Origin of the sequence: Streptomyces sp. NPDC127098, assembly GCF_042722465.1 — a bacterium.
GTDB classification, from domain to species: Bacteria; Actinomycetota; Actinomycetes; order Streptomycetales; family Streptomycetaceae; genus Streptomyces; species Streptomyces millisiae.
The window spans coordinates 1-25518 of sequence record NZ_JBHXFJ010000088.1; the positions used below are offsets into that span (position 1 = coordinate 1).

General features: G+C 74.2%; 24 protein-coding genes. 13 read left to right on the top strand and 11 right to left on the bottom strand.

The annotated features are described in order from the left end of the window. Positions 1-279: 279 nt before the first annotated feature. From ACFWI8_RS33320 to ACFWI8_RS33330, 3 genes are all read left to right on the top strand, one after another. Positions 280-1125: a DegV family protein gene (locus ACFWI8_RS33320; protein WP_387099198.1), complete on the top strand. Its 846-nt coding sequence runs from the start codon at positions 280-282 to the stop codon at positions 1123-1125. 97 nt (positions 1126-1222) lie between these two features. Then, positions 1223-2152, top strand: a complete 930-nt coding sequence (locus tag ACFWI8_RS33325) for a helix-hairpin-helix domain-containing protein (RefSeq protein WP_387099200.1) — start codon at positions 1223-1225, stop codon at positions 2150-2152. Then, a complete protein-coding gene (locus tag ACFWI8_RS33330; RefSeq protein ID WP_387099202.1) occupies positions 2139-4631 on the top strand; it encodes a ComEC/Rec2 family competence protein in 2493 nt (830 codons plus the stop codon). The genes ACFWI8_RS33325 and ACFWI8_RS33330 overlap by 14 nt, the downstream gene beginning before the upstream one ends. An 11-nt stretch (positions 4632-4642) precedes the next feature. Here ACFWI8_RS33330 and ACFWI8_RS33335 read toward each other — a convergent pair whose 3' ends face one another. Together ACFWI8_RS33335 and ACFWI8_RS33340 are read right to left on the bottom strand one after the other, a co-directional pair. Next, positions 4643-4849: a ferredoxin gene (locus tag ACFWI8_RS33335; protein ID WP_387099204.1), complete on the bottom strand. Its 207-nt coding sequence runs from the start codon at positions 4847-4849 to the stop codon at positions 4643-4645. 22 nt (positions 4850-4871) lie between these two features. After that, on the bottom strand, positions 4872-6062 hold the full coding sequence (locus ACFWI8_RS33340) for a cytochrome P450 (protein WP_387099206.1): 1191 nt from the start codon (positions 6060-6062) through the stop codon (positions 4872-4874). A 197-nt stretch (positions 6063-6259) separates the two neighbouring features. On the opposite strand from ACFWI8_RS33340, the gene ACFWI8_RS33345 reads away from it, so the two are divergent. Continuing rightward, complete coding sequence (locus ACFWI8_RS33345; RefSeq protein ID WP_387099208.1) at positions 6260-7072, top strand: TetR/AcrR family transcriptional regulator; 813 nt, start codon at positions 6260-6262, stop codon at positions 7070-7072. 25 nt (positions 7073-7097) lie between these two features. Here the strand turns inward: ACFWI8_RS33345 and ACFWI8_RS33350 are convergent, their stop codons facing one another. Continuing rightward, positions 7098-7556, bottom strand: a complete 459-nt coding sequence (locus tag ACFWI8_RS33350; protein WP_387099210.1) for a pyridoxamine 5'-phosphate oxidase family protein — start codon at positions 7554-7556, stop codon at positions 7098-7100. Positions 7557-7769: 213 nt separating this feature from the next. Next, positions 7770-8006: a hypothetical protein gene (locus ACFWI8_RS33355; RefSeq protein ID WP_387099212.1), complete on the bottom strand. Its 237-nt coding sequence runs from the start codon at positions 8004-8006 to the stop codon at positions 7770-7772. A 58-nt stretch (positions 8007-8064) separates the two neighbouring features. On the opposite strand from ACFWI8_RS33355, the gene holA reads away from it, so the two are divergent. After that, on the top strand, positions 8065-9051 hold the full coding sequence (holA, locus tag ACFWI8_RS33360; RefSeq protein ID WP_387099214.1) for a DNA polymerase III subunit delta: 987 nt from the start codon (positions 8065-8067) through the stop codon (positions 9049-9051). Positions 9052-9236: 185 nt separating this feature from the next. On the opposite strand, the gene rpsT is transcribed toward holA, so the two are convergent. Further along, the gene (gene rpsT, locus ACFWI8_RS33365) at positions 9237-9503 is read right to left on the bottom strand and encodes a 30S ribosomal protein S20 (RefSeq protein ID WP_132932388.1); all 267 of its coding nucleotides are present in this window, start codon (positions 9501-9503) and stop codon (positions 9237-9239) included. 187 nt (positions 9504-9690) lie between these two features. Here rpsT and lepA point away from each other — a divergent pair, with 187 nt between their 5' ends. After that, a complete protein-coding gene (gene lepA, locus ACFWI8_RS33370; protein ID WP_311604581.1) occupies positions 9691-11550 on the top strand; it encodes a translation elongation factor 4 in 1860 nt (619 codons plus the stop codon). A gap of 96 nt (positions 11551-11646) precedes the next feature. Then, positions 11647-13512, top strand: coding sequence for an AMP-dependent synthetase/ligase (locus ACFWI8_RS33375; protein WP_387099217.1), 1866 nt, complete (start codon positions 11647-11649; stop codon positions 13510-13512). A 591-nt stretch (positions 13513-14103) separates the two neighbouring features. Here ACFWI8_RS33375 and hemW read toward each other — a convergent pair. From hemW to ACFWI8_RS33390, 3 genes are read right to left on the bottom strand one after another with little or no spacing between them, the layout of a single operon-like run. Beyond that, positions 14104-15333, bottom strand: a complete 1230-nt coding sequence (gene hemW, locus ACFWI8_RS33380) for a radical SAM family heme chaperone HemW (protein ID WP_387099219.1) — start codon at positions 15331-15333, stop codon at positions 14104-14106. A gap of 26 nt (positions 15334-15359) precedes the next feature. Beyond that, positions 15360-16232, bottom strand: coding sequence for a DUF3097 domain-containing protein (locus ACFWI8_RS33385; RefSeq protein ID WP_387099221.1), 873 nt, complete (start codon positions 16230-16232; stop codon positions 15360-15362). 12 nt (positions 16233-16244) lie between these two features. Continuing rightward, positions 16245-16961, bottom strand: a complete 717-nt coding sequence (locus tag ACFWI8_RS33390) for an MBL fold metallo-hydrolase (protein ID WP_387099223.1) — start codon at positions 16959-16961, stop codon at positions 16245-16247. A 189-nt stretch (positions 16962-17150) separates the two neighbouring features. Here ACFWI8_RS33390 and hrcA point away from each other — a divergent pair, with 189 nt between their 5' ends. From hrcA to ACFWI8_RS33405, 3 genes are read left to right on the top strand one after another with little or no spacing between them, the layout of a single operon-like run. Further along, the gene (gene hrcA, locus ACFWI8_RS33395) at positions 17151-18167 is read left to right on the top strand and encodes a heat-inducible transcriptional repressor HrcA (protein ID WP_311604683.1); all 1017 of its coding nucleotides are present in this window, start codon (positions 17151-17153) and stop codon (positions 18165-18167) included. A 1-nt stretch (position 18168) separates the two neighbouring features. Next, positions 18169-19305: a molecular chaperone DnaJ gene (gene dnaJ, locus ACFWI8_RS33400; protein WP_387099225.1), complete on the top strand. Its 1137-nt coding sequence runs from the start codon at positions 18169-18171 to the stop codon at positions 19303-19305. A 46-nt stretch (positions 19306-19351) separates the two neighbouring features. After that, positions 19352-20098: a 16S rRNA (uracil(1498)-N(3))-methyltransferase gene (locus ACFWI8_RS33405; protein WP_387099227.1), complete on the top strand. Its 747-nt coding sequence runs from the start codon at positions 19352-19354 to the stop codon at positions 20096-20098. A gap of 14 nt (positions 20099-20112) precedes the next feature. Here the strand turns inward: ACFWI8_RS33405 and ACFWI8_RS33410 are convergent, their stop codons facing one another. Continuing rightward, entirely contained in the window at positions 20113-21528 is a 1416-nt protein-coding gene (locus ACFWI8_RS33410) for an MFS transporter (RefSeq protein WP_387099229.1), read from the bottom strand. A 107-nt stretch (positions 21529-21635) separates the two neighbouring features. Here ACFWI8_RS33410 and ACFWI8_RS33415 point away from each other — a divergent pair, with 107 nt between their 5' ends. After that, on the top strand, positions 21636-22232 hold the full coding sequence (locus ACFWI8_RS33415; protein ID WP_387099231.1) for a TetR/AcrR family transcriptional regulator: 597 nt from the start codon (positions 21636-21638) through the stop codon (positions 22230-22232). A 10-nt stretch (positions 22233-22242) separates the two neighbouring features. On the opposite strand, the gene ACFWI8_RS33420 is transcribed toward ACFWI8_RS33415, so the two are convergent. Together ACFWI8_RS33420 and ACFWI8_RS33425 are read right to left on the bottom strand one after the other, a co-directional pair. Then, positions 22243-22371: a methionine/alanine import family NSS transporter small subunit gene (locus ACFWI8_RS33420; RefSeq protein ID WP_387099233.1), complete on the bottom strand. Its 129-nt coding sequence runs from the start codon at positions 22369-22371 to the stop codon at positions 22243-22245. Then, complete coding sequence (locus tag ACFWI8_RS33425; RefSeq protein WP_387099235.1) at positions 22371-23924, bottom strand: sodium-dependent transporter; 1554 nt, start codon at positions 23922-23924, stop codon at positions 22371-22373. The genes ACFWI8_RS33420 and ACFWI8_RS33425 overlap by 1 nt, the downstream gene beginning before the upstream one ends. A gap of 180 nt (positions 23925-24104) precedes the next feature. Between ACFWI8_RS33425 and ACFWI8_RS33430 the strand changes: the two genes are divergently transcribed. Together ACFWI8_RS33430 and ACFWI8_RS33435 are read left to right on the top strand one after the other, a co-directional pair. Next, positions 24105-24464 (top strand): histidine triad nucleotide-binding protein, encoded by a 360-nt coding sequence (locus ACFWI8_RS33430; protein ID WP_387099237.1) that lies wholly within the window; start codon positions 24105-24107, stop codon positions 24462-24464. Next, positions 24464-25378, top strand: a complete 915-nt coding sequence (locus ACFWI8_RS33435; RefSeq protein ID WP_387099239.1) for a ribonuclease Z — start codon at positions 24464-24466, stop codon at positions 25376-25378. Before ACFWI8_RS33430 ends, ACFWI8_RS33435 begins: the two co-directional genes overlap by 1 nt. Positions 25379-25518: the final 140 nt, after the last annotated feature.

Genomic DNA, 25518 nt, shown 5'->3' on the forward strand with positions numbered 1-25518 from the left:
GCCGCCGCGGGTCCTTGGCCCTGGCGGGCCGTGCACCGCGCGCAGCGCGGTTCGGCCCGCCACCCCGCGCGAAGCGCGAAAAAGGGCGGGTGGGTGGGGGAAATCCCCGCGCGGAGCGCCACGGCGCAGCCGCCACAGCCCCGGCCCGCAGGGCCGTCCCCGCGCGCAGCGCGTGAAAGGGCGGGGGGAAAAAACCGGCGCGGAGCGCCGGCCGCGGAGGTCGCCGTCCTCAGGACCGTGGTGACTTCCCGGCCCGCCAGGGCCGGTACGCTCGCGTCTATGCCCCGCTCTGTCGCCATCGTCACGGATTCCACCGCCTATCTGCCACCCGCGGCGGTCGTCCGCCACGACATCACCGTCGTGCCCCTGACCGTCGTGCTCGCCGACGAGGCACTGGAGGACGGCACCGAGACCTCGGCGCGGCGGCTCGCCGAGGCGCTGCAGCAGCGGCGGCCCGTGACGACCTCCCGGCCGAGCCCGGAGACCTTCGCCGCCGCCTACCGCGCCGCGGCCGACGCCGGCGCCGAGGGCGTCGTCTCGCTGCACCTGTCCGCCGAGATCTCCGGCACCCACGACGCGGCACTGCTCGCCGCCCGCGAGTCCCCGATCCCGGTGCGCGTGGTGGACAGCGGGGTGGTCGCCATGGCGCTCGGCTTCTGCGTGCTGACCGCCGCCGAGGCGGCGGCCACCGGCGCGTCCCTCGATGAGGCCGTGGCGTGCGCGCGCAAGCGCGCCGAGGCGATCCGCGCCTACTTCTACGTGGACACCCTGGAACACCTGCGTCGCGGCGGCCGGATCGGCACCGCGCAGGCGCTGTTCGGCTCCGCGCTCGCCGTCAAGCCGCTGCTCGAACTGGCCGACGGCCGCATCGAGTTGACGGAGAAGGTGCGCACCGCCTCGCGTGCCATAGCGCGGCTCGAGGAGTTGGCGGTCGAGCACGCGGGCAGCGGGCCCGTGGACGTGGCCGTACACCACCTGGCGGCGGAGGAGCGGGCGGCGGCGCTGGCCGAGCGGCTGCGGCAGCGGCTGCCCGGGCTGGTCGAGATGCATGTCAGCGAGGTGGGCGCGGTGTTGGGCGCGCACACCGGGCCCGGGTTGCTCGGCGCGGTGGTCGCCCCTCGCTAGCCCACACGAGTGACCGAGTTATCCACAACGTCCCGGTCGTCCACAGGAATCCGCCCCCTTCGCCCGTGCCCCCGGAATCGGCTCTACCGTCCGGCACATGGAGACGAGAAGCAGACGGACGGCGCGGACCGGAGGCCCGGCGGCCGGCCGAGGTCCTGGCGACGGTGGCCGCAGTGGCCCGGGGCGCAAGCGGGCCCGGCGGCAGGCCGCGCTGCGGGCGAGGGCCGAGGCGCTGTTCTCGCCCGAACTGACCTGGGCGACAGGGCCGTTGACGGTGCCGGCGCAGGGCTGGCGGGTGGTGCCGCGGGCCCGCGCCGACGACCGGCCACCCGACGATCCGCGACCCGACGACGCGCCGCCCGGCGAGCGGCTCCCGGCCTGGCGGCGGGCCCGGCTCGCCGCGGGGGAGCGGTGGCCGCTGTGGCTGCGGGGCCGCTGCGGACTCGAACCCCGGGCGTTGGCCGCGCTCGGCGTGCTGCTGCTGGTCGCGGCGGGCCTCGCCGTCCACCACTTCTGGACCGGCCGCCCGCAGTCCGTCACCGTCGCCACCGCCGAGCCCCCGGCCGCTCCCGACGAGTCGTCGGCGGCGGTCGCGGCGCCCTCGCCGAGCGCCGCGCCCCTGGTGGTCGACGTCGCCGGGGACGTGGCCGAGCCGGGGATCTACTCGCTGCCCGCCGGCTCCCGGGTGGCCGACGCCATCGAGGCGGCCGGCGGCAGCGCGCCGGGCGCCGACACCGAAGGGCTGAACCGGGCCAGGCCGTTGGTGGACGGCGAGCAGATCCTGGTCGGCGCCCCGCAGGCGGCGGCCGGCGCCGGCCCCTCCGCTGCCGCCGGCGGCAAGGTCAGCATCAACTCCGCCACCCCCGAGCAGCTCCAGGAGCTGCCGGGCATCGGGCCGGTGCTCGCCGAGCGCCTCATCGCCTACCGGGAGAGCAACGGCGGGTTCACCACCATCGAGCAGCTGGGCGAGGTCTCCGGCATCGGGGACCGGCGGCTGGCCGATCTGAGGGACCGTGTCACGCTCTGAGGCCGCCGTCCGCCGGCATCCGGTGCACGCCGCCGCCGGCGGGCGGCTCGGCGCCTCCCATCCCCACGCGCGGCGGGCGACCCCGACCGACCTGCGGCTGATCGGCCCGGCCTGCGCTGCCTGGGCGGCCGCCGCGCTCGCCCTCGGCGCCGGCGGCCATGCCACCGCCCTCGGCGTGGCCGGCTGCTGCCTGCTGGCCTGTGTCCTGCTGTGGCGCGGGTGGCGTGCCCGGCGCCGGCGCGGGTCGCTGACCGCCGCCGTCGCCCTGGCGCTGCTCTGCGCGGCGGCCGGCGGCGCGGTGGCCGGGCTGCACGTGGCCACCCTCCGCGCCGACCCCTGGCCGGCGCTGGTCGGCCGGTCCCTCACCGTCGAGGCCGAGCTCACCGAGGACCCGCGCCGGGCCGCCGCCCGGCCGGGCGCGGCGGCCGACGAGCAGCGGCCCGTGCTGTTCGCCGCCGAGGCCACCCGGGTCCAGGTCGAGGGCGGCACGGAACACGCCGTCCGCGCCCCGGTCCTGGTCGTGGTCCGAGCCGAGCGGACCGCCGACTGGCTGGAGTTGCTGCCCTCCACCCGGCTGCGCCTGACCGCGCTGGCCGACCGCCCGATGCCCGGGCGCGCCGCCGAGTTCGCCGCGGTGCTGCGGGTCTCCGAGGCGGGTGAGCCCGCCGTCGTCGGCGGTCCGAGCGCGGCGCAGCGTGCCGCCGCCGGGCTCAGGGACGGTCTGCGGGAGGCCGCCGCCGGGCTGCCAGGCGACGCCGCCGCCCTGCTCCCGGCCCTGGTCATCGGCGACGACGCGGCCTTGGCGCCCGATCTCGAGGAGGCGGTGGCCGCCACCGGCCTCACCCACCTGATCGTGGTCTCCGGCAGTCAGGTGGCGATCGTCCTCGGTGTGCTGGTCGGCCGGCTCGGCACCGCCTCCCTGGCCGAGCGCGGTGGCCTGGCCGCCCGGCTCGGCATCCCGCTGCGCCTCACCGCCGTCCTCGGCGGCGGCCTCGTCCTCGGCTTCGTGCTCGTCTGCCGCCCCGACCCGAGCGTGCTGCGCGCCGCCGCCTGCGCCGGCATCGCGCTGCTCGCCCTGGCCACCGGACGTACCCGCTCGCTGCTGCCCGCGCTCGCCGGCGCCGTGCTGCTGCTGATCCTCCACGAGCCCACGCTGTCGAGGTCGTTCGGCTTCCTGCTGTCCGTCCTCGCCACCGGCGCCCTGCTCACCGTCGCGCCGCGCTGGAGCGCGGCGCTGCGTGCCCGCCGGATACCGGCTCCGCTCGCCGAGGGCCTCGCCGCCTCGGCCGCCGCCCACGTCGTGTGCGCCCCGGTGATCACGGTCTTCGCCGCGAGCACCAGCCTGGTCGCCATCCCGTGCAACCTGCTGGCCGCCGTCGCCGTCGCCCCGGTCACCGTGCTCGGCTGGGCCGCGCTCGCCGTCGCCCCGCTCTCCGCCTCGGCGGCCGGCGCACTGGCCTGGCTGGCGAGTTGGCCCGCCCGGTGGATCGCCTGGGTGGCCAGGACCGGAGCCCGGCTGCCCGGCGCCGAGCTGGGCTGGCCGGCCGGCTGGTGGGGCGCCGCCCTGCTGGCCGCAGTCACGCTGGCCGCCCTCGTGCTGGCCCGCCGGCTGCCGCGCGGGCCCTGGCCCGCCGCGCTCTGCGCCCTGCTGCTGCTCGTCGCCGTGGTCCGCCCGGTGCCGCTGCCCCGCGTCCTCACCGGCTGGCCGCCGCCCGGCTGGCGCATGGTGGCCTGCGACGTGGGCCAGGGCGACGCCCTGGTGCTGGCGGCCGGCGGGCGCAGTGCGCTGGTCGTCGACGCCGGTCCTGAACCGGCCGCCGTCGACCGCTGTCTGCGGGACCTCGGCGTCACCCACGTCCCGCTGCTGGTCCTCAGCCATTTCCACGCCGATCATGTGGCGGGGCTGCCGGGGGTGTTGGCGGGGCGGCGGGTCGACGCCGTCTGGACGACGACGGTGCGGGAGGAGCCGGAGCAGGCCGAGTTCGTCGAGAGGACCGCGACCGAGGCGGGCGTCCCGGTCAGCCCCGTGGTGCCGGGACAGGCCGGCACGGCGGGGCCCGGCCTCGCCTGGCGGGTGCTGTGGCCCCCGGGGGACCCGACCGGCCTGGCGGCCAACGACGCCAGTGTCACCCTGCTGGCGCGCGTCGGGGAGCTGACCGTCTTCCTGCCCGGTGATCTCGAACCCCCGGCGCAGCAGGCGTTGTTGGCGGCGCACCCGGAGCTGACGGCGGTCGACGTGCTCAAGGTCGCCCACCACGGCTCGGCCTATCAGCACCAGCCGCTCCTCGACCGGTTGAGCCCGGACCTCGCGCTCGTCTCCGCCGGCGCGGACAACTCCTACGGCCACCCCGCCCCCCGCACCCTCACCGCTCTGGCGGCGGCCGGCGTCACCGTGCTGCGGACCGACCTGCACGGCGCGGTGGCCGTCGCCGACACCCCCGAAGGACCGCGCGCCACCGCCCGTCGAGGTCTGTCATGACGGCCGGGGTCTCAGCCGCCGCTGATCCGGATGGCGCCGGCCGGGCAGCGCGCGGCGGCCTCCACCGCGGCCGCGCGCCGCCCGTCGTCCGGTGCCGGGGTGCGGACGCGTACCGTGCCGTCCCGCTCGCTCTGGTCGAAGAGTTCGGGGGCGAGCAGGGCGCACATGCCGGTGCTGACGCAGCGGCCCTGGTCCGCCTCGACGCGGATGCGGGTCATGTCCGTGGTCCTCCTTCGGGTCCTACCAGGTGACGGGCAGCCGGTGCGCGCCGTAGATCGGCATCCGGTGCCGGAGCGGCACCTCCTCAGGCGCCACCGCGAGACGCAGCCGCGGGAAGCGGCGCAGCAGGGCGGGGAAGGCGACGCGCATCTCGACGCGGGCCAACTGCTGCCCGAGGCAGGCGTGCGCGCCGTGACCGAAGGCGACGTGCCCGTTGGGGGAGCGGGTGATGTCCAGGTCGTCGGGGTCGGCGAAGGCCGCCGGGTCGCGGTTGGCGGCGGGGATGGACAGGGTGACGGGCTCGCCGGCCCGGATCAGCCGGCCGCCGAGCTCGACGTCCACCAGCGCGGTGCGCGCCGCGACCTCGAACTGGGTGATGCTCAGATATCGCAGCAGCTCCTCGACCGCGCCGTCGACGAGGGTGGGGTCCGCGCGGAGCAGGGCGAGCTGGTCCGGGTGCCGCAGCAGCGCGAAGGTGCCGAGGCCCAGCATGCCGGAGGTGGTCTCGTGCCCGGCGACCAGCAGGAGCATGGCGATGCCCACCACCTCCTCGTCGGTCAGCCCGCCCGCGCCGATCACCCCGCCGAGCAGGTCGTCGGTCGGCGTGGTCCGCTTGGCGGCCACGATGTCGGCGAGGAACGCGGTCAGCGCCTCCTCCGCCGCCCGTGATTCCTCGGGGCTGCTCGTGGTGCTGACCATGGCCGTGGTCCAGCGCTGGAAGTCCTCGTGGACGTCGTAGGGCACGCCGAGGAGTTCGCAGATCACCAGCGAGGGCACCGGCAGCGCGAAGGCGCGCACCAGGTCGACGGGCGGGCCGGCCGCCTCGATCGCGTTCAGGCGGTCCGCGACGATCCACTCGATCCGCGCGGCGAGCGCCCGGGTGCGGCGCACGGTGAACTGGCCGGTGAGCAGCTTCCGGTACCGGGCGTGCTCCGGCTCGTCCATGCCGATGAACATGCCGGGCGGGGCCGGCTCGTGCGGGTCGACGCGGACCGGGGAGCGCAGCAGCTCGGTCCGCGAGCTGAACCGCGGGTCCGCCAGCACCTGGCGCACCAGGGCGTGCCCGGTCACCAACCAGCCGGTCGAGCCGTCCGGGTGGGTCAGCCTGCTGACCGGGTGGCTCTCCCGCAACCGTCCCAACTCCGGGGGTGGGTCGAGCGGTTCGACACGGGTGGTGGGAAACGGGGCGGGGGGCGGTAAGGCGTCGGTCATCGCACGCTCCTTCGGCGTCGGGAGGAAGACTTTCCCTGTACAGCATAAAGTCGACGCGGAAGCCGGATCCAGTCCTGCTGCGGTTCCCCAGTAAAGTCTCAGTTCAGCAGCGATGATTGCAGAATCACGGCCGGTTGGCGCCTCGCCTCGTGATACCTTTTCGTCACACCAGGAGGCCGTGACGAAAAGAGGTCGCCATGCCGATCTGCGTCCAGTGCGGGCGCGAGCTCACCCGGCAGTCACGCGGTCGCGCGCCCCGCTACTGCTCCCGTTCCTGCCAGGCCCGCGCCTACCGGGCCCGGCAGGCGGCCCGGGAAGAGCCGGAGACCGAGCCCAAGCCGCCCCGGACCGGCGGCGGCCTGACCGTGGACGCCATCGTGCGGGCCGCCGTCCGGATCGCCGACGCCGAGGGTCTCGACGCGCTGTCCATGCGCCGCGTGGCCGAGGCCTGCGGGGTCGGCGCGATGGCGCTGTACCACCACGTCGACGGCAAGGACACGCTGATCGAGCTGATGGTCGAGGCCGTCTACGCCGCCAGCGGCACCCCGGAGCGGCGACCAGGCGACTGGCGCGCCGAGCTGGAGCGCGTCGCCCGCGCCGAGTGGGCCCTGTACACCCGGCACCCCTGGGCCCTCCAGGTCCTGGCCTCCGTGCAGCCGCCGCTGGTGCCGAGCGTGCTGGCCGGGGTCGAGCGCGCCATGGCCGCCCTGGACGGCCACGGCCTCGACCCGCTCACGGTGCACTGGATCGCCCAGAGCGTGCTGGGACAGGTGCAGGGGCTCGGCCTGCTCCGGGTCAGCGAGATCGAGTCGGCGCGCGGCGAGGGCCCCACGCTCGCCCACTGGCGCGCCATCGTCGCCCCCGCCGCGCTCCGGTCACAGGACGGCCGGCGATTTCCCCGCCTGGCGGCCCTCGAACAGATCCCCGACGCCGCCGCCGACCTCGACCGGCTCTTTGAGTTCGCCCTCCAACGCCTGCTCGACGGCATCGCCCCGCTGGTCACCCCCTGACCCCCACGGGGGAGCGGCCGACGCGTCACACCAACCAGGCGCCGTCCCGCATCAGTTCGCGCCCGGCGAGCTCGTTCGCCTCCCGCCAGGCCCGCACGGCACGCGGCCGGAACACGAGGAACACCCATCCCGGCCGGTCCCCGGTGTCCCAGTCCAGCTTGCGGACGAACGCCTCGCCGGCCGCCGCCGGCAGCGCGTCCGAGGGCACCACCTCGACGTCGGCGTCGATCAGCACCACGTCCCTGGTGGGCCCGAGGGCCACCACCGCCCGGCCGTTCGCCGCCGCGTTCACGGCCGTCGGGTTGGTCGACCTGGTGGTCATCACCAGCGTTCCCCCGTGCCAGACGAAGGAGAGCGGCACCAGGCACGGCGCCCCGTCCCCGCCCGTCGTCGACACCCAGGCGTCCTCGTCCTCCACCAGGTGCCGGAGCACGTCCTTCTTGCGCTGCTCGCCGTCGCGCGGCGGTGCCGTCTCGGTCGTCATGGCCGCAAGCTAGCCCGACCGGCCACCGCTCCGCGTCGGGCGCCGGCCCTAGGGTCTGTCTGATAATTCCCGGTGGATCAGCGAGCGGCGGATGGCGCCCGGCTGGCAAGGCGCCGGATCGCAGCTCGTACTTGGCCGTACTCGCGCGATTCGGCAACGCAGCCAGGCGGGATGCTAGCCGTCGCGAGCCCGCCGGGGATTGTCAGACAGGCCCTAGGTCCGCTCCAGCCAGCCGTCGTGCGCCTCGGCGAGCGCCGCGAGCGCCGGTACGTCCCAGTGGGGGGCGGCGTCCTCGAGGACCACCAGCCACTGGGCGTCCTCCGCGTCGTCCTCGCCCGCCAGGGCCTCGCGGACCAGGCGGGGTTCCTCGGGCAGGTCCAGGCGTTCGGCCAGCTCGGCGGCCACCTCCTCGGCGGCGTCCCGGTCCGGCAGCACCAGCACATGTCGCATCGGGCCATTGTGCCCGGACCGCGGATCACTGTCGGACCCGCGTGGGATGCTGGGGCGCATGGCAGCCAGATCCACCAAGGCCGACGATCCGCTCGCCCCGGTCACCCTCGCGGTGGGCCAGGAGGAACTGCTGCTGGACCGCGCCGTCCAGCAGGTGGTGGCCGCCGCGCGCGCCTCCGACCCGGACACCGACGTGCGGGACCTGGCGCCCGGCGAGCTCCAGCCCGGCACCCTGGCCGAGCTCACCAGCCCCTCGCTGTTCGCCGAGCGCAAGGTCGTCGTGGTCCGCCAGGCCCAGGACCTGGGCGCCGACACTGTCAAGGACGTCAAGGCGTACCTGGCCGCCCCCGTAGAGGAGATCACCCTCGTCCTGCTGCACGCCGGCGGCGCCAAGGGCAAGGGCCTGCTGGACGCGGCCCGCAAGGCCGGGGCGCGCGAGGTCGCCTGCCCCAAGATGACCAAGCCGGCCGACCGGCTGGCGTTCGTGCGCGGCGAGTTCCGCGCCGCCGGCCGCAGCGCCACCCCCGGCGCCTGCCAGGCCCTGGTGGACGCCATCGGCAGCGACCTGCGCGAGCTGGCCTCCGCCTGCGCCCAGTTGGCCGCCGACGTCGAGGGCGCCATCGACGAGGAGGTCGTCGGCCGCTACTACACGGGCCGCGCCGAGGCGTCCAGCTTCACCGTCGCCGACCGCGCCGTCGAGGGCCGCACCGCCGAGGCCTTGGAGGCGCTGCGCTGGGCCCTGGCCACCGGGGTGGCGCCGGTGCTGGTGACCAGCGCCCTGGCACAGGGCGTCCGGTCGATCGGCAAGCTGGCGTCCGCGCCGAGCGGGATGCGCCCCGGCGACCTGGCGCGCGAGCTCGGCATGCCGCCGTGGAAGATCGACCGGGTCCGGCAGCAGATGCGCGGCTGGTCGGCCGAGGGCGTCGCCGTGGCGCTGCGCGCCGTCGCCGACGCCGACGCGGCGGTCAAGGGCGGCGGCTACGACCCCGGGTACGCGCTGGAGAAGGCCGTGGTCGCCATCGCCGGCGCCGCCCGCTCCCGATAGCGGCAAGCGCCAGGGCCCCGGCCCGCCCCCGGGGAAGGAGCGGGCTCGGGGCCCTGGCGATCGCTCGAAGAGGCACCGCACCCGCGTGGCGAACGTCTGGGATCAGCGCGGTGCCTGGTGCGCGCCAGCCGGCCGGAGCGGAGAGAGGGGCCGCTCGACGTGACCGGTGGCGGTGAGCCGGTGGGTCAGCCCTGGAGCGCGTTGACCTGGGAGGCCAGCGCGGACTTCTTGTTGGCCGCGTTGTTGCGGTGCAGCACACCCTTGCTGACGGCCTTGTCGAGCTTGCGCGCGGCGACCCGGCGGGCGGCCTCGGCCTGCTCGTAGTCACCCGCGGCCACGGCCTCGCGCGCCTTGCGGATGGCGGTCTTCACCTCGGACTTGACGGCCTGGTTGCGCAGCCGCGCCTTCTCGTTGGTCTTGATCCGCTTGATCTGGGACTTGATGTTCGCCACGAATGTGAGCCTTTGCAGGTTCGACGCTGATTTCGATGCGGTGCCGGTCGAGCCCAGGGGGATCCCGCACACCAGCGGCCCAGGGTACCAGCGGCCCAGGGCGGGCTCCCAATCCGTACCAGCCGCCCACGCATGGGACCATGGGGGCGACCCTACGAACCGCCGCCATGACCCGACAGGACCCCGCGTGCCCGCGATCTCTTCGAACGCGCCGGAGCCCAGCCGCACCGACCCGGCTCTCATCCGCAACTTCTGCATCATCGCGCATATCGACCACGGCAAGTCGACGCTCGCCGACCGGATGCTCCAGCTGACCGGGGTGGTCGAGCAGCGGCAGATGCGCGCCCAGTACCTGGACCGCATGGACATCGAGCGCGAGCGCGGCATCACGATCAAGTCCCAGGCGGTCCGCATGCCCTGGGAGCACGACGGCACGGCCCACGTGCTCAACATGATCGACACCCCAGGCCACGTCGACTTCACCTACGAGGTCTCCCGCTCCCTCGCCGCCTGCGAGGGCTGCGTCCTGCTGGTCGACGCCGCCCAGGGCATCGAGGCGCAGACCCTGGCCAACCTCTACCTGGCCATGGAGAACGACCTCACCATCATCCCGGTGCTCAACAAGATCGACCTGCCGGCCGCCCAGCCCGAGAAGTTCGCCGCCGAGCTCGCCCACCTCATCGGCTGCGACCCGGGCGACGTGCTGCGGGTCTCCGCCAAGACCGGCGAGGGCGTCGAGACGCTCCTCGACGAGGTGGTCCGTCAGGTCCCCGCTCCCGTCGGCGTCGCCGACGCCCCGGCCCGCGCGATGATCTTCGACTCGGTCTACGACGCCTACCGCGGCGTCGTCACCTACGTGAAGGTCGTCGACGGCCGGCTCGGCAAGCGCGAGCGCATCCAGATGATGTCCACCGGCGCCACCCACGAGCTGCTGGAGATCGGCGTCAACTCGCCCGAGATGACCCCGGCCGACGGGCTCGCGGTCGGCGAGGTCGGCTACCTCATCACCGGAGTGAAGGACGTCCGCCAGTCCAAGGTGGGCGACACCGTCACCCAGCAGCGCAACGGTGCCACCGAGCCGCTCGGCGGCTACAAGGACCCCAAGCCCATGGTGTTCTCCGGGCTCTATCCGATCGACGGCTCCGAGTACCCGGCGCTGCGCGACGCCCTGGAGAAGCTCCAGCTCAACGACGCGGCGCTGGTCTACGAGCCCGAGACCTCGGCCGCGCTCGGCTTCGGCTTCCGCGTCGGCTTCCTCGGCCTGCTCCACCTGGAGGTGATCAGGGAGCGCCTGGAGCGCGAGTTCGGCCTCGACCTGATCGCCACGGCGCCCAACGTCGTCTACCAGGTGACCATGGAGGACCGCTCCGAGCACACCGTCACCAACCCCAGCGAGTTCCCCACCGGCAAGATCGACGAGGTCCGCGAGCCGGTGGTGCGCGCCACGCTCATCGCCCCCAGCGAGTTCATCGGCGCCATCATGGAGCTCTGCCAGACCAGGCGCGGCTCCATGCAGGGCATGGACTACCTCTCCGAGGACCGCGTCGAGCTGCGTTACACGCTGCCGCTCGCCGAGATCGTCTTCGACTTCTTCGACGCCCTGAAGTCCAAGACCCGCGGCTACGCCTCCCTCGACTACGAGCCCGTCGGCGAGGAGGCCGCCGCCCTCGTCAAGGTCGACATCCTGCTGCACGGCGACAAGGTCGACGCGTTCTCCGCGATCGTCCACAAGGACAAGGCGTACGCGTACGGCGTGAAGATGGCGGCCAAGCTGCGCGAGCTCATTCCCCGGCAGCAGTTCGAGGTGCCGATCCAGGCCGCCATCGGCTCCCGGGTCATCGCCCGCGAGACGGTGCGCGCCATCCGCAAGGACGTGCTCTCCAAGTGCTACGGCGGCGACATCTCGCGGAAGCGGAAGCTGCTGGAGAAGCAGAAGGAAGGCAAGAAGCGGATGAAGATGGTCGGCCGCGTCGAGGTGCCGCAGGAGGCGTTCATCGCCGCCCTTTCCTCCGATTCCGAGGGCGGCGAGGGAAAGAACAAGAAATAGTCCCCTTACGCCCGGGCGTGCGGGCCCTTAGTCTGATCGCCACCCCTTAGTTACTGGTGGGTCACCCCGTTGCAGCGTGGCACCCGGAGGAAGTCTGTGACCGAGAAAGAGCTCCCGATCGACAAGCGCCCGCCGTCCGTGGCCCACATCTTCCAGGAGCGCGTCGAGGCCACGCCGGACCGGGAGGCGCTGCGTTACCCGGTGCCCACCGCCGGCGGCCCCGACGACTGGCACTCCTACACGTGGGCCGAGACCGGCCGCCGGGTGCACGCGATCGCCGCCGGGCTCATGGCGCTCGGGGTGCGGCCCGAGGAGCGGGTCGCCATAGCCTCCGGTACCCGGGTGGACTGGATCCTCGCGGACTTCGGCATCATGTGCGCCGGCGCCGCGACCACCACCGTCTACCCGCAGACCAACGCCGACGAGACGGCCTACATCCTCGCCGACTCGGGCAGCCGGGTCCTGATCGCCGAGGACGCGGCGCAGCTCGCCAAGGTCAGGGAGCGCCGTTCCCTGCTCCCGGACCTCGCCCACGTGGTGGTCGTCGAGGCCGCCGACGCGGTGCCGGCCGACGGCGACCCGGACGGCTGGGTGCTCTCCCTCGCCGACCTCGCCGAGCGCGGCACGGCCCACCTGGAGAAGAACCCCAACTGCGTCAAGGACACCATCGCCGGTCAACACCGCGACCACCTGGCCACGCTGATCTACACCTCGGGCACCACCGGCCGCCCCAAGGGGGTGCGGCTCGCCCAGGACACCTGGTCCTACATGGGCTACACCATCGAGGCGATCGACATGCTGCACGCCGACGACGTGCAGTACCTGTGGCTGCCGCTGTCCCACGTCTTCGGGAAGGTGCTGCTCGCCGCGCACGTCAGGATCGGCCACGTGATGGTCGTCGACGGCCGGGTCGACAAGATCGTCGAGAACCTGCCGGTGGTGCGGCCCACCATTGTGTGCGGCGTGCCCCGGATCTACGAGCGGGTCTACAACGGCGCGGCCATGCGGGCCAGGGCCGGCGGCGCGGCCCGCTTCCGGATCTTCCAGTGGGCCGCCGCCGTCGCCAAGGAGTACGGTCGCGTCTCCCAGGAGAACCAGCGGCGCACCGGCCGCGCCACCGTCCCCGCGGGCCTGCGGGCCAAGCACGCGGTGGCCGACCGGCTGGTCTACGGCAAGCTGCGGGAGCTCTTCGGCGGTCGCGTCCGGGCCCTGGTCTCCGGCTCGGCGGCGCTCCCGCCCGACATCGGCTACTTCTTCGAGGGCGCGGGACTCCCCATCCTGGAGGGCTACGGCCTCACCGAGTCGGCCGCCGCCAGCTTCCTCAACCCGGGCCTCGCCAACCGCACCGGCACGGTCGGCAAGGCCTTCCCCGGCCTGGAGGTCCGGATCGGCGAGGACAAGGAGATCCTGCTGCGCGGCCCCGGCATCATGCAGGGCTACCACGGCCTGCCCGAGCAGACGGCCGAGGTCCTCGACCCGGACGGCTGGTTCCACACCGGCGACATCGGCGAACTGTCGGACGACGGCTACCTGCGGATCACCGACCGCAAGAAGGACCTCTTCAAGACGTCGGTCGGCAAGTACGTGGCGCCCACCGAGATAGAGGGCCGGTTCAAGGCGGTCTGCCCCTACGTCTCCACGATGCTGGTGGTGGGCCCCGGCCGGAAGTTCTGCTCGGCGCTGATCGCGCTCGACGAGGCGGCGATCATGGGCTGGGCCAAGGAGAACGGCATCCCCGGCGGCTACGCGCAGGTCGTGGCCGACGAGCGGACGATCGCCCTCGTCGACGGCTACGTGCAGGAGCTGAACTCCGGCCTTCAGGGCTGGCAGACGGTCAAGAAGTTCCGCCTGCTGCCGAGGGAACTGGACGTCGAGCACGGCGACCTCACGCCGAGCCTGAAACTGAAGCGGCCGGTGGTGGAGGGCGAGTTCGCGGCGCTGATCGACTCCATGTACGAATAGCCCCTGGCGGGGCGAACGCCGCGCCGCTGCGCGCTTGGCCTCGGCCACCGGCCCGCCGGCCCGACCAGGCGGCGAAGCCGCCGAGGTCGGGCCTTGCGGCTGTGCCGGCCTTGCGTCCGCGCCGGCCTTGCGTCCGCGCCGGCCTTGCGTCCGCGCCGGCCTTGCGTCCGTGCCGCGCCCACCCACCCGCCCTCCGGGCGGGTCGTTGCGCGGCGGGGGCCGGGTGGCCCGGCGGCGTAGCCGCCGCGGGCCCTCGGCCCTGGCGGGTGCCCGGCCTTGGCGGGTGTCTGGCCCTGGCGGGCCGTGCACCGCGCGTAGAAGGGCGGGTGGGTGGGGGAACCCCGGGCGCGCAGCGCCCGGGCTACCCGGCGGCGCAGCCGCCGCAGGCGGCCGGCCGGGACGCTCACCGCACGCGGCGCGGTTCGCCCGCCCACCGCGCGAAGCGCGCCCAAAGGGCGGGTGGGTGGGGCAAGCCCGACGCGAAGCGCCACGGGCTCGGCCCGCTGGGCCGCTTGCCGCTCGCAGCGCGGTCAGGCCCCCCGCGCGAAGCGCGTAAAGGGCGGGTGGGTGGGGGAAATCCCGCGCGCCGCGCTACGTCAGGTCGCGCGTGAGGGCGTCGGCCAGCAGTCGGCCGCGGCGCGTCAGCGCCGCGCGGCCCGCCGCGAAGGCCGGTTCGGCGAGGAGGCCGTCCGCGACGGCCCGCCGCGCCGCGGCGAGGCCGTCGGCCGTGAGGAGGGAGAGCGGGCAGCCGTCCACCAGCCGCAGTTCGAGCAGGATCCGCTCCACCCGCCGGTCCTCGGCGGTCAGCACCTCCCGCCCGGCGCCCGGCGACCTCCCGTCCGCCAGCGCCGCGGCGTACGCGCCGGGGTGCTTCACGTTCCACCAGCGCACGCCCCCCACGTGGCTGTGCGCCCCAGGGCCCGCGCCCCACCAGTCGGCGCCGGTCCAGTAGAGCTCGTTGTGCCGGCAGCGGGCGGCCGCCGACGTGGCCCAGTTGGAGATCTCGTACCAGCCGAAGCCGGCCGCCGACAGCGTCTCGTCGGCGATCAGGTAGCGGTCGGCGTGCACGTCGTCGTCCGGCATCGGGACCTCGCCCCGCCGCACCCGCGCCGCGAGCCGGGTGCCGTCCTCCACGATCAGCGAGTAGGCCGAGACGTGGTCGGGCCCGGCGGCGACGGCCGCGTCGAGGGAGGCGCGCCAGTCGTCGTCGGTCTCGCCCGGGGTGCCGTAGATCAGGTCCAGGTTGACGTGCTCGAAGCCGGCGGCCCGTGCCTCGGCCACGCACGCCTCGGGGCGGCCCGGGGTGTGGGTGCGTTCCAGCACGGCGAGCACGTGTCGGCGGGCGCTCTGCATGCCGAAGGAGATCCGGTTGAAGCCGGCCTCCCGCAGCGCGGCGAGCGAGGCCGGGTCCACGGAGTCGGGGTTGGCCTCGGTGGTCACCTCGGCGTCGGGGGCCAGCCCGAACTCCTGCCGGACGGCGTCCAGCATGGCGCCGAGCGCGGCCGGTGGCAGCAGCGTGGGCGTGCCGCCGCCGACGAAGACCGTGGCGGCCTGGCGCGGGTCGTCGCCCAGCACCTTGCGGGCGAGCCTGATCTCCTCGGTCAGCACCTCCGCGTAGTCGTCCCGGGAGGCCAGCACCCCGCCGGAGCCGCGCAGCTCGGCGGCGGTGTAGGTGTTGAAGTCGCAGTAGCCGCAGCGCGTCGCGCAGTACGGCACGTGCAGGTAGAAGGCGAGGGGACGCTCGGCGGCGCCGGCCAGGGCGGACGCGGGGAGCGCGCCGTCCGCCGGCATCGGCTCGCCGTCGGGGAGTGCGGAGGGCATGGGTCCATTGTCCGGCACCTGGGTGACTACCCGGGGCCGCCCACCGTGACGTGGTCGATCAGGTGCTCGACGGGGCCGAGCAGGCCGGGTTCGAGGTCGCGGTAGTCCCGTACCCGGCCGAGGACGGACCGCCAGGCCGCGCCCGTGTTCTCGGGCCAGCCGAGGGCCCGGCAGACGCCCGTCTTCCAGTCCTGGCCGCGCGGCACCCGGGGCCACTCGGGGATGCCGAGCGCGGACGGCTTCACCGCCTGCCAGACGTCGACGAACGGGTGCCCGACGATCAGCACGTTCGGGTCGGTGATCTCGGCGGCGATCCGGGACTCCTTGGAGCCCGGCACCAGGTGGTCCACGAGCACGCCGAGCCTGGCCTCGGCGGAGGGCGCGAACTCCCGCACGATCGCCGGCAGGTCGTCCACGCCGGCCAGGTACTCGACGACGACGCCCTCGATCCGCAGGTCGTCGCCCCAGACCTTCTCGACCAGCTCGGCGTCCTGTCGCCCCTCCACGTAGATGCGCCCGGCGCGCGCGACCCGCGCCCGCGCGCCGGGAACGGCGATCGAGCCGGAGGCCGTCCTGGCCGGACGCGCCGGCGCCGCGGGCGTGCGCGCCGGGCGCACCAGCGTCACGACGCGCCCCTCCAGCAGGAAGCCACGCGGTTCGAGCGGGAACACCCGGTGCGCGCCGAAGCGGTCCTCCAGCGTGACGGTCGGCCCCTGCGCCGTCTTCTCACAGCGGATCACCGCCCCGCAGAAGCCCGTCGACACCTCCTCGACCACCAGGCCGGGCTCCGCCGGCACCTCGGGCACGGGGGCGTGCCGCTTCCACGGCGGCGTCAGGTCGGGGTCGTACCGCCTGCCGAACCGGCTGCCGTGCTGTCCACCGGGCTGTCTTCCGCGCATGCGCCCATTCGATCACGCCGCGCCCGGCACGTCCCCGAACCGCTCGGCGAGCGCCGCCCGTTGGGCCCGGACGAACGCGGCGTCCACCACCGCGCCGTGCCCGGGCACGTAGCGCGCCTCCGGGCCGCCGAGCGCCAGCAGCCGGTCCAGGGCGGCCGGCCAGCGCGCCGGCTCGGCGTCGGGCCCGGCCTGCGGCTCGCCCGACTCCTCGACCAGGTCGCCGCAGAACACCACGGGCACGGGGCCCGGCACGAGCACCACCAGGTCGTTCGGCGAGTGCGCGGGGCCCAGCGCCGCGAGCACCACTGTCCGGCCGCCGCCCAGGTCGAGCGTCAGTCGTTCGCCGGGGGCGATCTCGCGGGGCGACGGCAGCGCGGCCAGCGCGCCGGCCGCCGCCTCGGCGAGGCCCGCGTCGAGCCCCTGCCGCACCCCGTCCGCCGCGGCCCCGGCCGGGCCGCCGGCCGGCAGCCGCCCGAAGCGCTCGGCCGCCGGGAAGGCGCCGGCGCCCAGCACGTGGTCGAAGTGCGGATGGGTCAGGACCACGTGCGTCACCGGGACCCCGAAGCGGTCCCGCAGCTCGTCGCCGATCTCCTCGCCCGCCGGCAGCGAGGGGCCGGCGTCGACCAGCAGCACCCCGTCCGCGCCGGCGACCGCGCCCACCGTCTCGTCCCAGCCGGACAGGCGCCGGCGCGCCACTCCCGGCGCCAGGTCTTCCCATCGCGTCTCCATGCTGCGACGTTAGCGTCACGACAAGAACATGCCAGCCAGGGGCGGCGGGTTCCGCGCGATACCGTCTCCCCGTTCACGATTCCCTGGCCGTGCTACCCGGCCGTACACTGGACAGGGTTTGGCACTCGCCGCGGCTGAGTGCCAGGGCGGGCAGCAGCAGGAACGACGGCCGGGCGGGAGGTGTGCGGCATGCTCAGTGAACGCAGACTCGAGGTGTTGCGAGCCATCGTCCAGGACTACGTGGGCACGGAGGAGCCGGTGGGCTCCAAGGCCCTCACGGAGCGGCACAACCTGCAGGTGTCGCCGGCCACCGTGCGCAACGACATGGCGGTGCTGGAGGAGGAGGGCTACATCGCCCAGCCCCACACCAGCGCCGGCCGGGTGCCGACCGACAAGGGATACCGGCTCTTCGTCGACAAGCTCGCCGACGTCAAGCCGCTCTCGGCCGCGGAGCGCCGGGCCATCCAGAGCTTCCTGGGGGCCTCGCTCGACCTGGACGACGTGGTGGCCCGCACGGTGCGGCTGCTGGCGCAGCTGACCAGGCAGGTGGCGGTCGTGCAGTACCCGTCGCTGAGCCGGTCGACCGTGCGGCACGTGGAGCTGCTGTCGCTGGCCCCGGCCCGGCTGATGCTGGTGCTCATCACCGACACCGGCCGCGTCGAGCAGCGGATGGTCGACTGCCCGGCGCCCTTCGGTGAGACGTCGATCGCCGACCTGCGGGCCCGGCTCAACAGCCGGATCGTGGGCGAGCGCTTCGCCGAGGTGCCGCGCCTGGTGGCCGACCTGGCGGACTCCTTCGAGCCGGAGGAGCGGGGCACGGTCTCCGTGGTCCTCTCCACCCTGTTCGAGACGCTGGTGGAGGAGAAGGAGGAGCGGCTGATGATCGGCGGCACCGCCAACCTCACCCGCTTCGCGCAGGACTTCCCGCTGACGATCAGGCCGGTGCTCGAGGCGCTCGAGGAGCACGTCGTGCTGTTGAAGCTGCTCGGCGAGGCCAAGGATCCGGGTATGACGGTCCGGATTGGGCATGAAAACGCTCATGAGGGCCTGACGTCCACCTCGGTCGTCTCCGTCGGCTACGGTTCTGGGGGCGAGGCGGTGGCGAAGTTGGGCGTGGTCGGACCGACCCGCATGGACTATCCGGGAACGATGGGAGCGGTGCGCGCGGTGGCACGGTACGTCGGACAGATTCTCGCGGAGAACTAAAGTGGCGGCTGACTACTACGCGATCCTCGGTGTGCAGCGTGACGCTTCGCAGGAGGAGATCAAGAAGGCCTTCCGCCGCCTGGCGCGGGAGCTCCATCCGGACGTGAACCCGGATCCCAAGACCCAGGAGCGGTTCAAGGAGATCAACACCGCCTACGAGGTGCTCTCCGACCCGCAGAAGAAGCAGATGTACGACCTGGGCGGGGACCCGATGGGGCCCGGCGGCGCCGGCCCCGGTGCCGGCTTCGGCGGCGCCGGCTTCGGGAACTTCTCGGACATCATGGACGCGTTCTTCGGCACCGCCTCGCAGCGCGGCCCGAAGTCCCGCACCCGGCGTGGCCAGGACGCCATGATCAGGCTCGAGATCGACCTGAACGAGGCGGCGTTCGGCACCACCAAGGAGATCCAGGTCGACACGGCCACGGTCTGTGGCACGTGCAACGGCGAGGGCGCCGCCCCCGGCACCTCGGCGCAGACCTGCGACATGTGTCGCGGGCGCGGCGAGGTCTCGCAGGTCACCCGGTCCTTCCTCGGCCAGGTCATGACCTCGCGGCCCTGCCCGCAGTGCCAGGGCTTCGGCACCGTGGTGCCCACGCCCTGCCCCGAGTGCGCGGGGGACGGCCGGGTGCGCACCCGCCGTTCGCTGACGGTCAAGATCCCGGCCGGCGTGGACAACGGCACCCGGATCCAGCTGGCCGGCGAGGGCGAGGTCGGCCCGGGCGGTGGCCCGGCGGGCGACCTCTACGTGGAGATCAGGGAGAAGGCACACCCGGTCTTCCAGCGGCGCGGGGACGACCTGCACTGCACGGTCACCATCCCGATGACGGCGGCCGCCCTCGGCACCAAGGTGCCGCTGGAGACGCTGGACGGCATGGAGGAGGTCGACATCAGGCCCGGCACCCAGTCAGGCCAGTCGATCCCGCTGCACAACCGGGGCGTCACCCACCTCAGGAGCAACGGCCGGGGCGACCTGGTGGTGCACGTCGAGGTGCAGACGCCGCAGAAGCTCGACCCGGAGCAGGAGGAACTGATCCGGCGGCTCGCCAAGCTGCGCGGCGAGGAGCGGCCGATGGGGCAGTTCCAGCCGGGCCAGCAGGGCCTCTTCTCGCGCCTCAAGGACGCCTTCAACGGCCGGTGAGCCGGACTTCGGTACGGACGTCGGCGCGGACTTCGGTGGGGAGACGATGAGCACGGCCCCGGTCTTCGTGGTGGAGTCGCTGTCCGAGGCCGGCGCCGGCGGCCTCGTCACGCTGGACGGCGCCGAGGGCCGGCACGCGGTCTCGGTGCGCCGGCTGCGGGTGGGCGAGCAGGTCGTCCTCAGCGACGGCCGCGGCACCGGCGCGCTGGGCACGGTCGCCTCCGTCGACGGCCGGGACCGGCTCGAGGTCGCGGTGGCCGAGCTGCGGCACGAGCCGCCGCCGCTGCCCTCGATCACCGTGGTCCAGGCGCTGCCCAAGGGGGACCGCGGCGAGCTGGCCGTGGAGACCATGACCGAGACCGGCGTGGACCGGGTCATCCCCTGGGCCGCGGCCCGCTGCGTCACCCAGTGGCGGGGCGAGCGCGGGGCCAGGGCGCTGGCGAAGTGGCGGGCCACCGCCAGGGAGGCCGCCAAGCAGTCGCGCCGGCTGCGGATCCCCGAGGTGACCGAGCCGATGACCACCCGGCAGGTGACCGCCGCACTGGCCGGCGCCGCGTTCGCCGGGGTGCTGCACGAGGCGGGCGCCGCGCCGCTGGCCGCGGCCGAGCTGCCGCCCGGCGGCGAGATCGCCCTGGTGGTGGGCCCCGAGGGCGGCGTCGCGCCCGAGGAACTGGCCGCCTTCGAGGCCGCCGGCGTGCGGCCCTACCGGCTTGGCCGCACCATCCTGCGCACCTCGACGGCCGGCACCGCCGCCGCGGCCCTCCTGCTCACCAGGACGGGCCGCTGGGCGTAGGCCCTTGCCGCGCCTCAGTGCAGGTGCGCGGTCGGGGCCCCGGCGGGTGGGCGGCCCGCCGGTACGAGGAACAGCGCGGCCACGGCGCCGGCGGCCGCGCTGACGGCGAGGAAGGCCAGCGCGTCGGTGAGCCCTCCGGGGCCCGCGAGGTGGCCGGCGGCGATGCTCGAACCCGCGATGCTGGAGACCACCGGGACGCCGATCGCGCCGCCGAACTCGTGGCAGGTGTTGACGAGGCCCGAGGTCAGTCCGGCCTCGCCGGGCGACACATGGGCCAGCGCGGTGGTGGTCGCGGCGACGAATCCCGCGCCCAGGCCGGCGGAGGCGACGCTGAGTCCCAGCGACAGCGTGCCGGTGCCGGTGTCCGCGGCCGGTATGGCGAGACCGACGGCCGCCGTCAGCAACGCGGGGACGGCGACCAGCCGGGGGCCGACGCCACCGATGGCGCGGCCGCCCAGGTGCGCGCCCAGCGCCGTGCCGGCGGCCACCGGCAGGAACAGCAGTCCGGTGGCCAGCGGACCGTGCCCGCCAGGGCCCTGGAGGTAGAACGAGCCGAGGAAGAAGGACGAGATCAGCAGGGCGGTGGCGACCAGCATCAGGAACGCGCCGGTCAGCACGGGGCGGCGGGTCAGCAGCGTCAGGTCCATCAGCGGTGCCGCCGACCGGCGCTGGAGCGCGGCGAACGCCGCGTAGAGCGCGAGGCCGGCGGCGAGCGGGACGAGCGTGGCGGGCGCGCCCCAGCCGTCGTCGCCGGCGTTGGTGAGCCCGTAGATCGTGGTCGCCGTGGCCGCGGTGACGAGCAGGGCCCCGGGCACGTCGAGGGTGGCGCGTCGGGTGGGCCGGGCGGTGACCGGCAGCGCGCCGGGCAGCAGGGCGAGCAGGACCAGGCCGATGGGTACGTTGACGTAGAAGATCCACTCCCAGCCGGGGCCCGCCGTGAGCAGCCCGCCGACCAGCACCCCGACCGCCGAGCCGGTGCCGCCGATGGCCGCCCACACACCGAGTGCCCGGTTCCGCTCCGGCCCGTGGAAGGCCGTGGCGACCACGGAGAGGGCGGCGGGGGAGAGCAGGGCGGCGCCGGCGCCCTGGAGCATCCGCGCGCCGATGAGGACGGCGGCGCCGCCGGCGAGTCCGGCGGTGAGCGAGGCGGCGGTGAAGACCGTGAGCCCGACGAGCAGCAGCCGCCGCGCGCCGAAGAGGTCGGTGGCTCGGCCGCCGAGCGGCATCAGCCCGCCGAACATCAGCGTGTAGGCGGTGACGACCCAGGTCAGCTGGGTTCTGTCGAGCGCCAGACCGGCCCCGATGTCGGGCAGCGCGATGGCGACCACGGTGACGTCGAGGATCAGCATGAACTGCGCGGCGCCGAGCAGCGCCAGGGCGCGCCAGCGGCGCGGGTCGGGCGGCTCGTGGGCGGGGGCATGCGGGTGCACGGGGCGTCGCCTCCATAAGTCAAACAAGCGTGTTCGAGTTATTCGGCGTTAGGATAACTCAAACAGCACTGTTCGACTAATGGGTGAGACGGAGAGAGGGGCATGACATGCCGGGGACCCGAGGGCGACGAGCGGACGCCAGGCGCAACGCGACGGCGATCCTGGACGCCGCGGTGGAGTGCCTGAGCCGCGATCCCGACGCGAGCGTCGCGGACATCGCCCAGGCGGCAGGCGTCGGCCGGGTCACGCTCTACGGGCACTTCGCCTCTCGGGAGGAGCTGCTCGACGCCGTGTTCGCCAGAGCCATGCGGGAGGCCGACGCCGCGCTCGACTCCCTGGACCTCGAAGGGGACCCGCGGCAGGCCATGACGCTGCTGATCCGCTCCTCCTGGCGGATCGTCGACCGGTCGCGCGCGCTACTCGTCGCCGCCGAGCGCGGACTGCCGCACGGCAGGATCAGGGAGCTGCACCAGCGGCCGTTGCACCGCATCGGGCGGTTGATCGAACGCGGTCGCGAGCAGGGGGAGTTCCGGACCGACATGCCCGTGGCGTGGCTGTCCGCCGCCTTCTACGGCGTGCTCCACACCACGGCCGACGAGATCACCGCGGGCCGGCTCGACGAGGCCGACGCGCCGGGGGCCCTCACGGGAATCCTGCTCGCCGCCTTCACGCCACCCGGGCAGCCGGTGCCGACGGCGGACTGAGGCGCACGGGTCAGCCCGCGTCGCCGTCCGCCGGCTCGGGCTCGTCCGGGTGGCTGCGCAGCTTGATGACGGCCGCCACCAGGCCGCCCCACACGATCGCCATGGCCACGATCATCATCACGACGGCTGACGTCGACATCAGCGGCTCCCCTCGCTCGCCTCGTTGGCCTCGTTCGCCTCGGCCACCGCCGGTCGCTCGCGGTTGGCCCGCCAGGGCAGCAGCGACAGGACCACGCCGAGCAGCAGCGCCCCGGCCGCCACGCCCCAGCCGGACCACAGCAGGAACGAGGTCGAGTAGCCGCCGTAGTTCTCGCTGAACTCGCTGTTCAGGCTGTCCACCATCATCCAGGTCAGCACCAGCGGCGTGATCACGCCGAGGCACAGCCGCCACCACACGCCGAGCCCGAACGCGGAGGTGGCGTCCGCGTTGGCCTGGAGCGCCGGCAGCCGGCGCAGCACCCAGCTCACCGTGACCACCAGCGCGAGGCCGGCCAGCACGATGCCGTACTGGTTGATGAAGTGGTCGGCCACGTCCAGGAAGTGCAGCCCGCTGTCGTTCGAGAACAGCGCCACGGAGATCACCGCGATGCCGCCGCCGACCAGCAGCACGGCCGGCGTGCGGCGCAGCCCGGCGCGGTCCTCCACGGCCGCCACGATCACCTGCACGATGCTGATGAGCGAGGTGAGGCCGGCGATCACCAGGGAGACGAAGAACAGCACGCCGAAGAAGGCGCCCATCGGCATCTCGGAGATGATCTGCGGGAAGGCAACGAACGCCAGCCCCACGCCGCTGCTGGTGACCTCGTCCACGCCGACGCCGGCCTGGCCCGCCATGAAGCCGAGGGTCGAGAAGACGGCGACGCCGGCCAGGATCTCGAAGGAGCTGTTGGCGAAGCCGGCGACCAGCGCCGAACCGGTCAGGTCGGAGCGGCGGTGCAGGTAGGAGGCGTAGGTGATCATGATGCCGAAGCCCACCGACAGCGAGAAGAAGATCTGCCCGTAGGCCGCGACCCAGACGCTGCCGTGGCTGAGCGCGCTCCAGTCGGGGGTGAACAGCGCGTTCAGGCCCTCGGCCGCCCCGTCGAGGGTGAGCGCCCGCACCACGAGGACCAGGAAGAACGCCACCAGCATCGGGATGAAGACCATGTTGGCCTTCTCGATGCCCCGCTTGACCCCGAGGACCAGGATGGCCAGGACGACCACCCACACCGCGACCAGCGGCCAGGCCACGCCGGGCACGAACGTCGAGATGGTGCCCGGCTCGTCGCTGACCTTGAGGAAGTCGGTGAAGAGGAAGCCCTCGGGGTCGTCACCCCAGGCCTGGTTCACCGAGAAGCCGGTGTAGCGGACGGCCCAGGCCAGGATCGCGGCGTAGTAGGCGGCGACCACGACGCAGATCACCACCTGCCACCAGCCGATGGCCTCGGCCGGCCGGGCCAGCAGCCGGGTGGCGCCGGGGGGCGACGAACGGTACTTGCGGCCGACGGTGTACTCGAGGATCAGCAGCGGGATACCGGCGGTGAGCAACGCGCACAGATAGGGCACGATGAACGCGCCGCCGCCGTTCTCATACGTGACGGCTGGGAAGCGCCAGATGTTGCCGAGGCCGATCGCCGAGCCGATCGCGGCCATCAGGAAGCCGGCCCGTGAGCTCCAGCTCTCGCGGGCGTCCTGGGGAGCGGGCGTGGACATGCGGGTGGTCCTCGTGTGGTCGCCGGTATGTTCGCTGATCTTCCGGTATGCAATGCATACGTAATCCGGGGAAGGCTACCAGCCGGTTCGACACCGGGGACAGCCCGTGCGCGAGGGGCGGTAGCATCCCGTGCGTAGCGCTAGGTCGAGTCGCACCACACACCTGGGAGGCACCGCGCGATGGCGGGAGAACCGCGGGCTGACTGCCTGTTCTGCAAGATCGTGGCGGGCGAGGTCCCGGCCACCGTCGTCAAGGAGTCCGAGGCCGCGCTGGCCTTCCGCGACATCAACCCGCAGGCCCCCACCCACGTGCTGGTGATCCCCCGCGCCCACTACCCCGACGCGGCCAGCCTGGCCACCGCCGCACCGGAGCTCGCCGCCGAGGTCCTGCGGCTCGCGGGCGCCATCGCGGCCGACGAGAAGATCGTCGACCCCGGCTACCGCGTCGTCTTCAACACCGGCCCCGGCGCCGGCCAGACGGTCTTCCACGCGCACGCCCACGTCCTCGGCGGGCGCGGCCTGGAATGGCCGCCCGGCTGATGTCGGCCCGCGAGCTGGTCGTCCTCGGCACGGCCAGCCAGGTGCCGACCAGGCACCGCAACCACAACGGCTACGCGCTCCGCTGGGACGCCGACACCATCCTCTTCGACCCCGGCGAGGGCACCCAGCGGCAGATGATGCTGGCCTCGGTCAGCGCGCACCAGCTCACCCGGATCTGCGTCACGCACTTCCACGGCGACCACTCGCTCGGCCTGGCCGGCGTGATCCAGCGGATCAACCTCGACCGGGTGCCGCACCCCGTCCACGTGCACTACCCGGCCAGCGGCCAGCAGTACTACGACCGGCTGCGACAGGCCACCGCCTACCGCGAGACGGCCCGGCTGCCGACCCACCCGGTCACGGACGACGGGCCCATCGCCCACGAACCCGGCTTCACGCTGAGCGCGCACCGCCTCTCCCACCCGGTGGACTCCTTCGGATACCGCCTCGTCGAACCGGAGGGCCGCCGCATGCTGCCCGACCGGCTCGCGGCACACGGCATCACCGGCCGGGACGTGGGCCGCCTCCAACGGGAGGGCACGCTGCGCGGGGTGCGCGTCGAGGACGTCAGCGAGCGGCGGCCTGGCCAGCGGTTCGCCTTCGTCATGGACACCCGGCTGTGCGACGGCGTCTACGCGCTGGCCGAGGACTGCGACCTGCTCGTTATCGAGTCCACCTTCCTGGCCGGGGACGAGGCGCTGGCCCACGAGTACGGCCACCTGACGGCCGGCCAGGCCGCCCGGGCGGCGGCCGAGAGCCGGGTACGGCACCTGGTGCTGACCCACTTCTCCCAGCGGTACGACGACCCGGCGGCGTTCGCCGAGGAGGCACGGGCGGCCGGCTTCGAAGGCGACCTGACGATCGCCGAGGACCTGTCCCGCGTCCCCGTCCCACCGCGGCGCCACCCCCTCTGACACACGGTTTCACCTGCGCGCTGCGTGCGGGTCGCACTGCGCGGCCGTGCCGCGCCCACCCACCCGCCCCTGGGGGCACCTCCCAGCGTTAGCTGGGGGAGGGTGGCCTCGCGCGGCAGGGGCCGGGTGGCCCGGCGGCG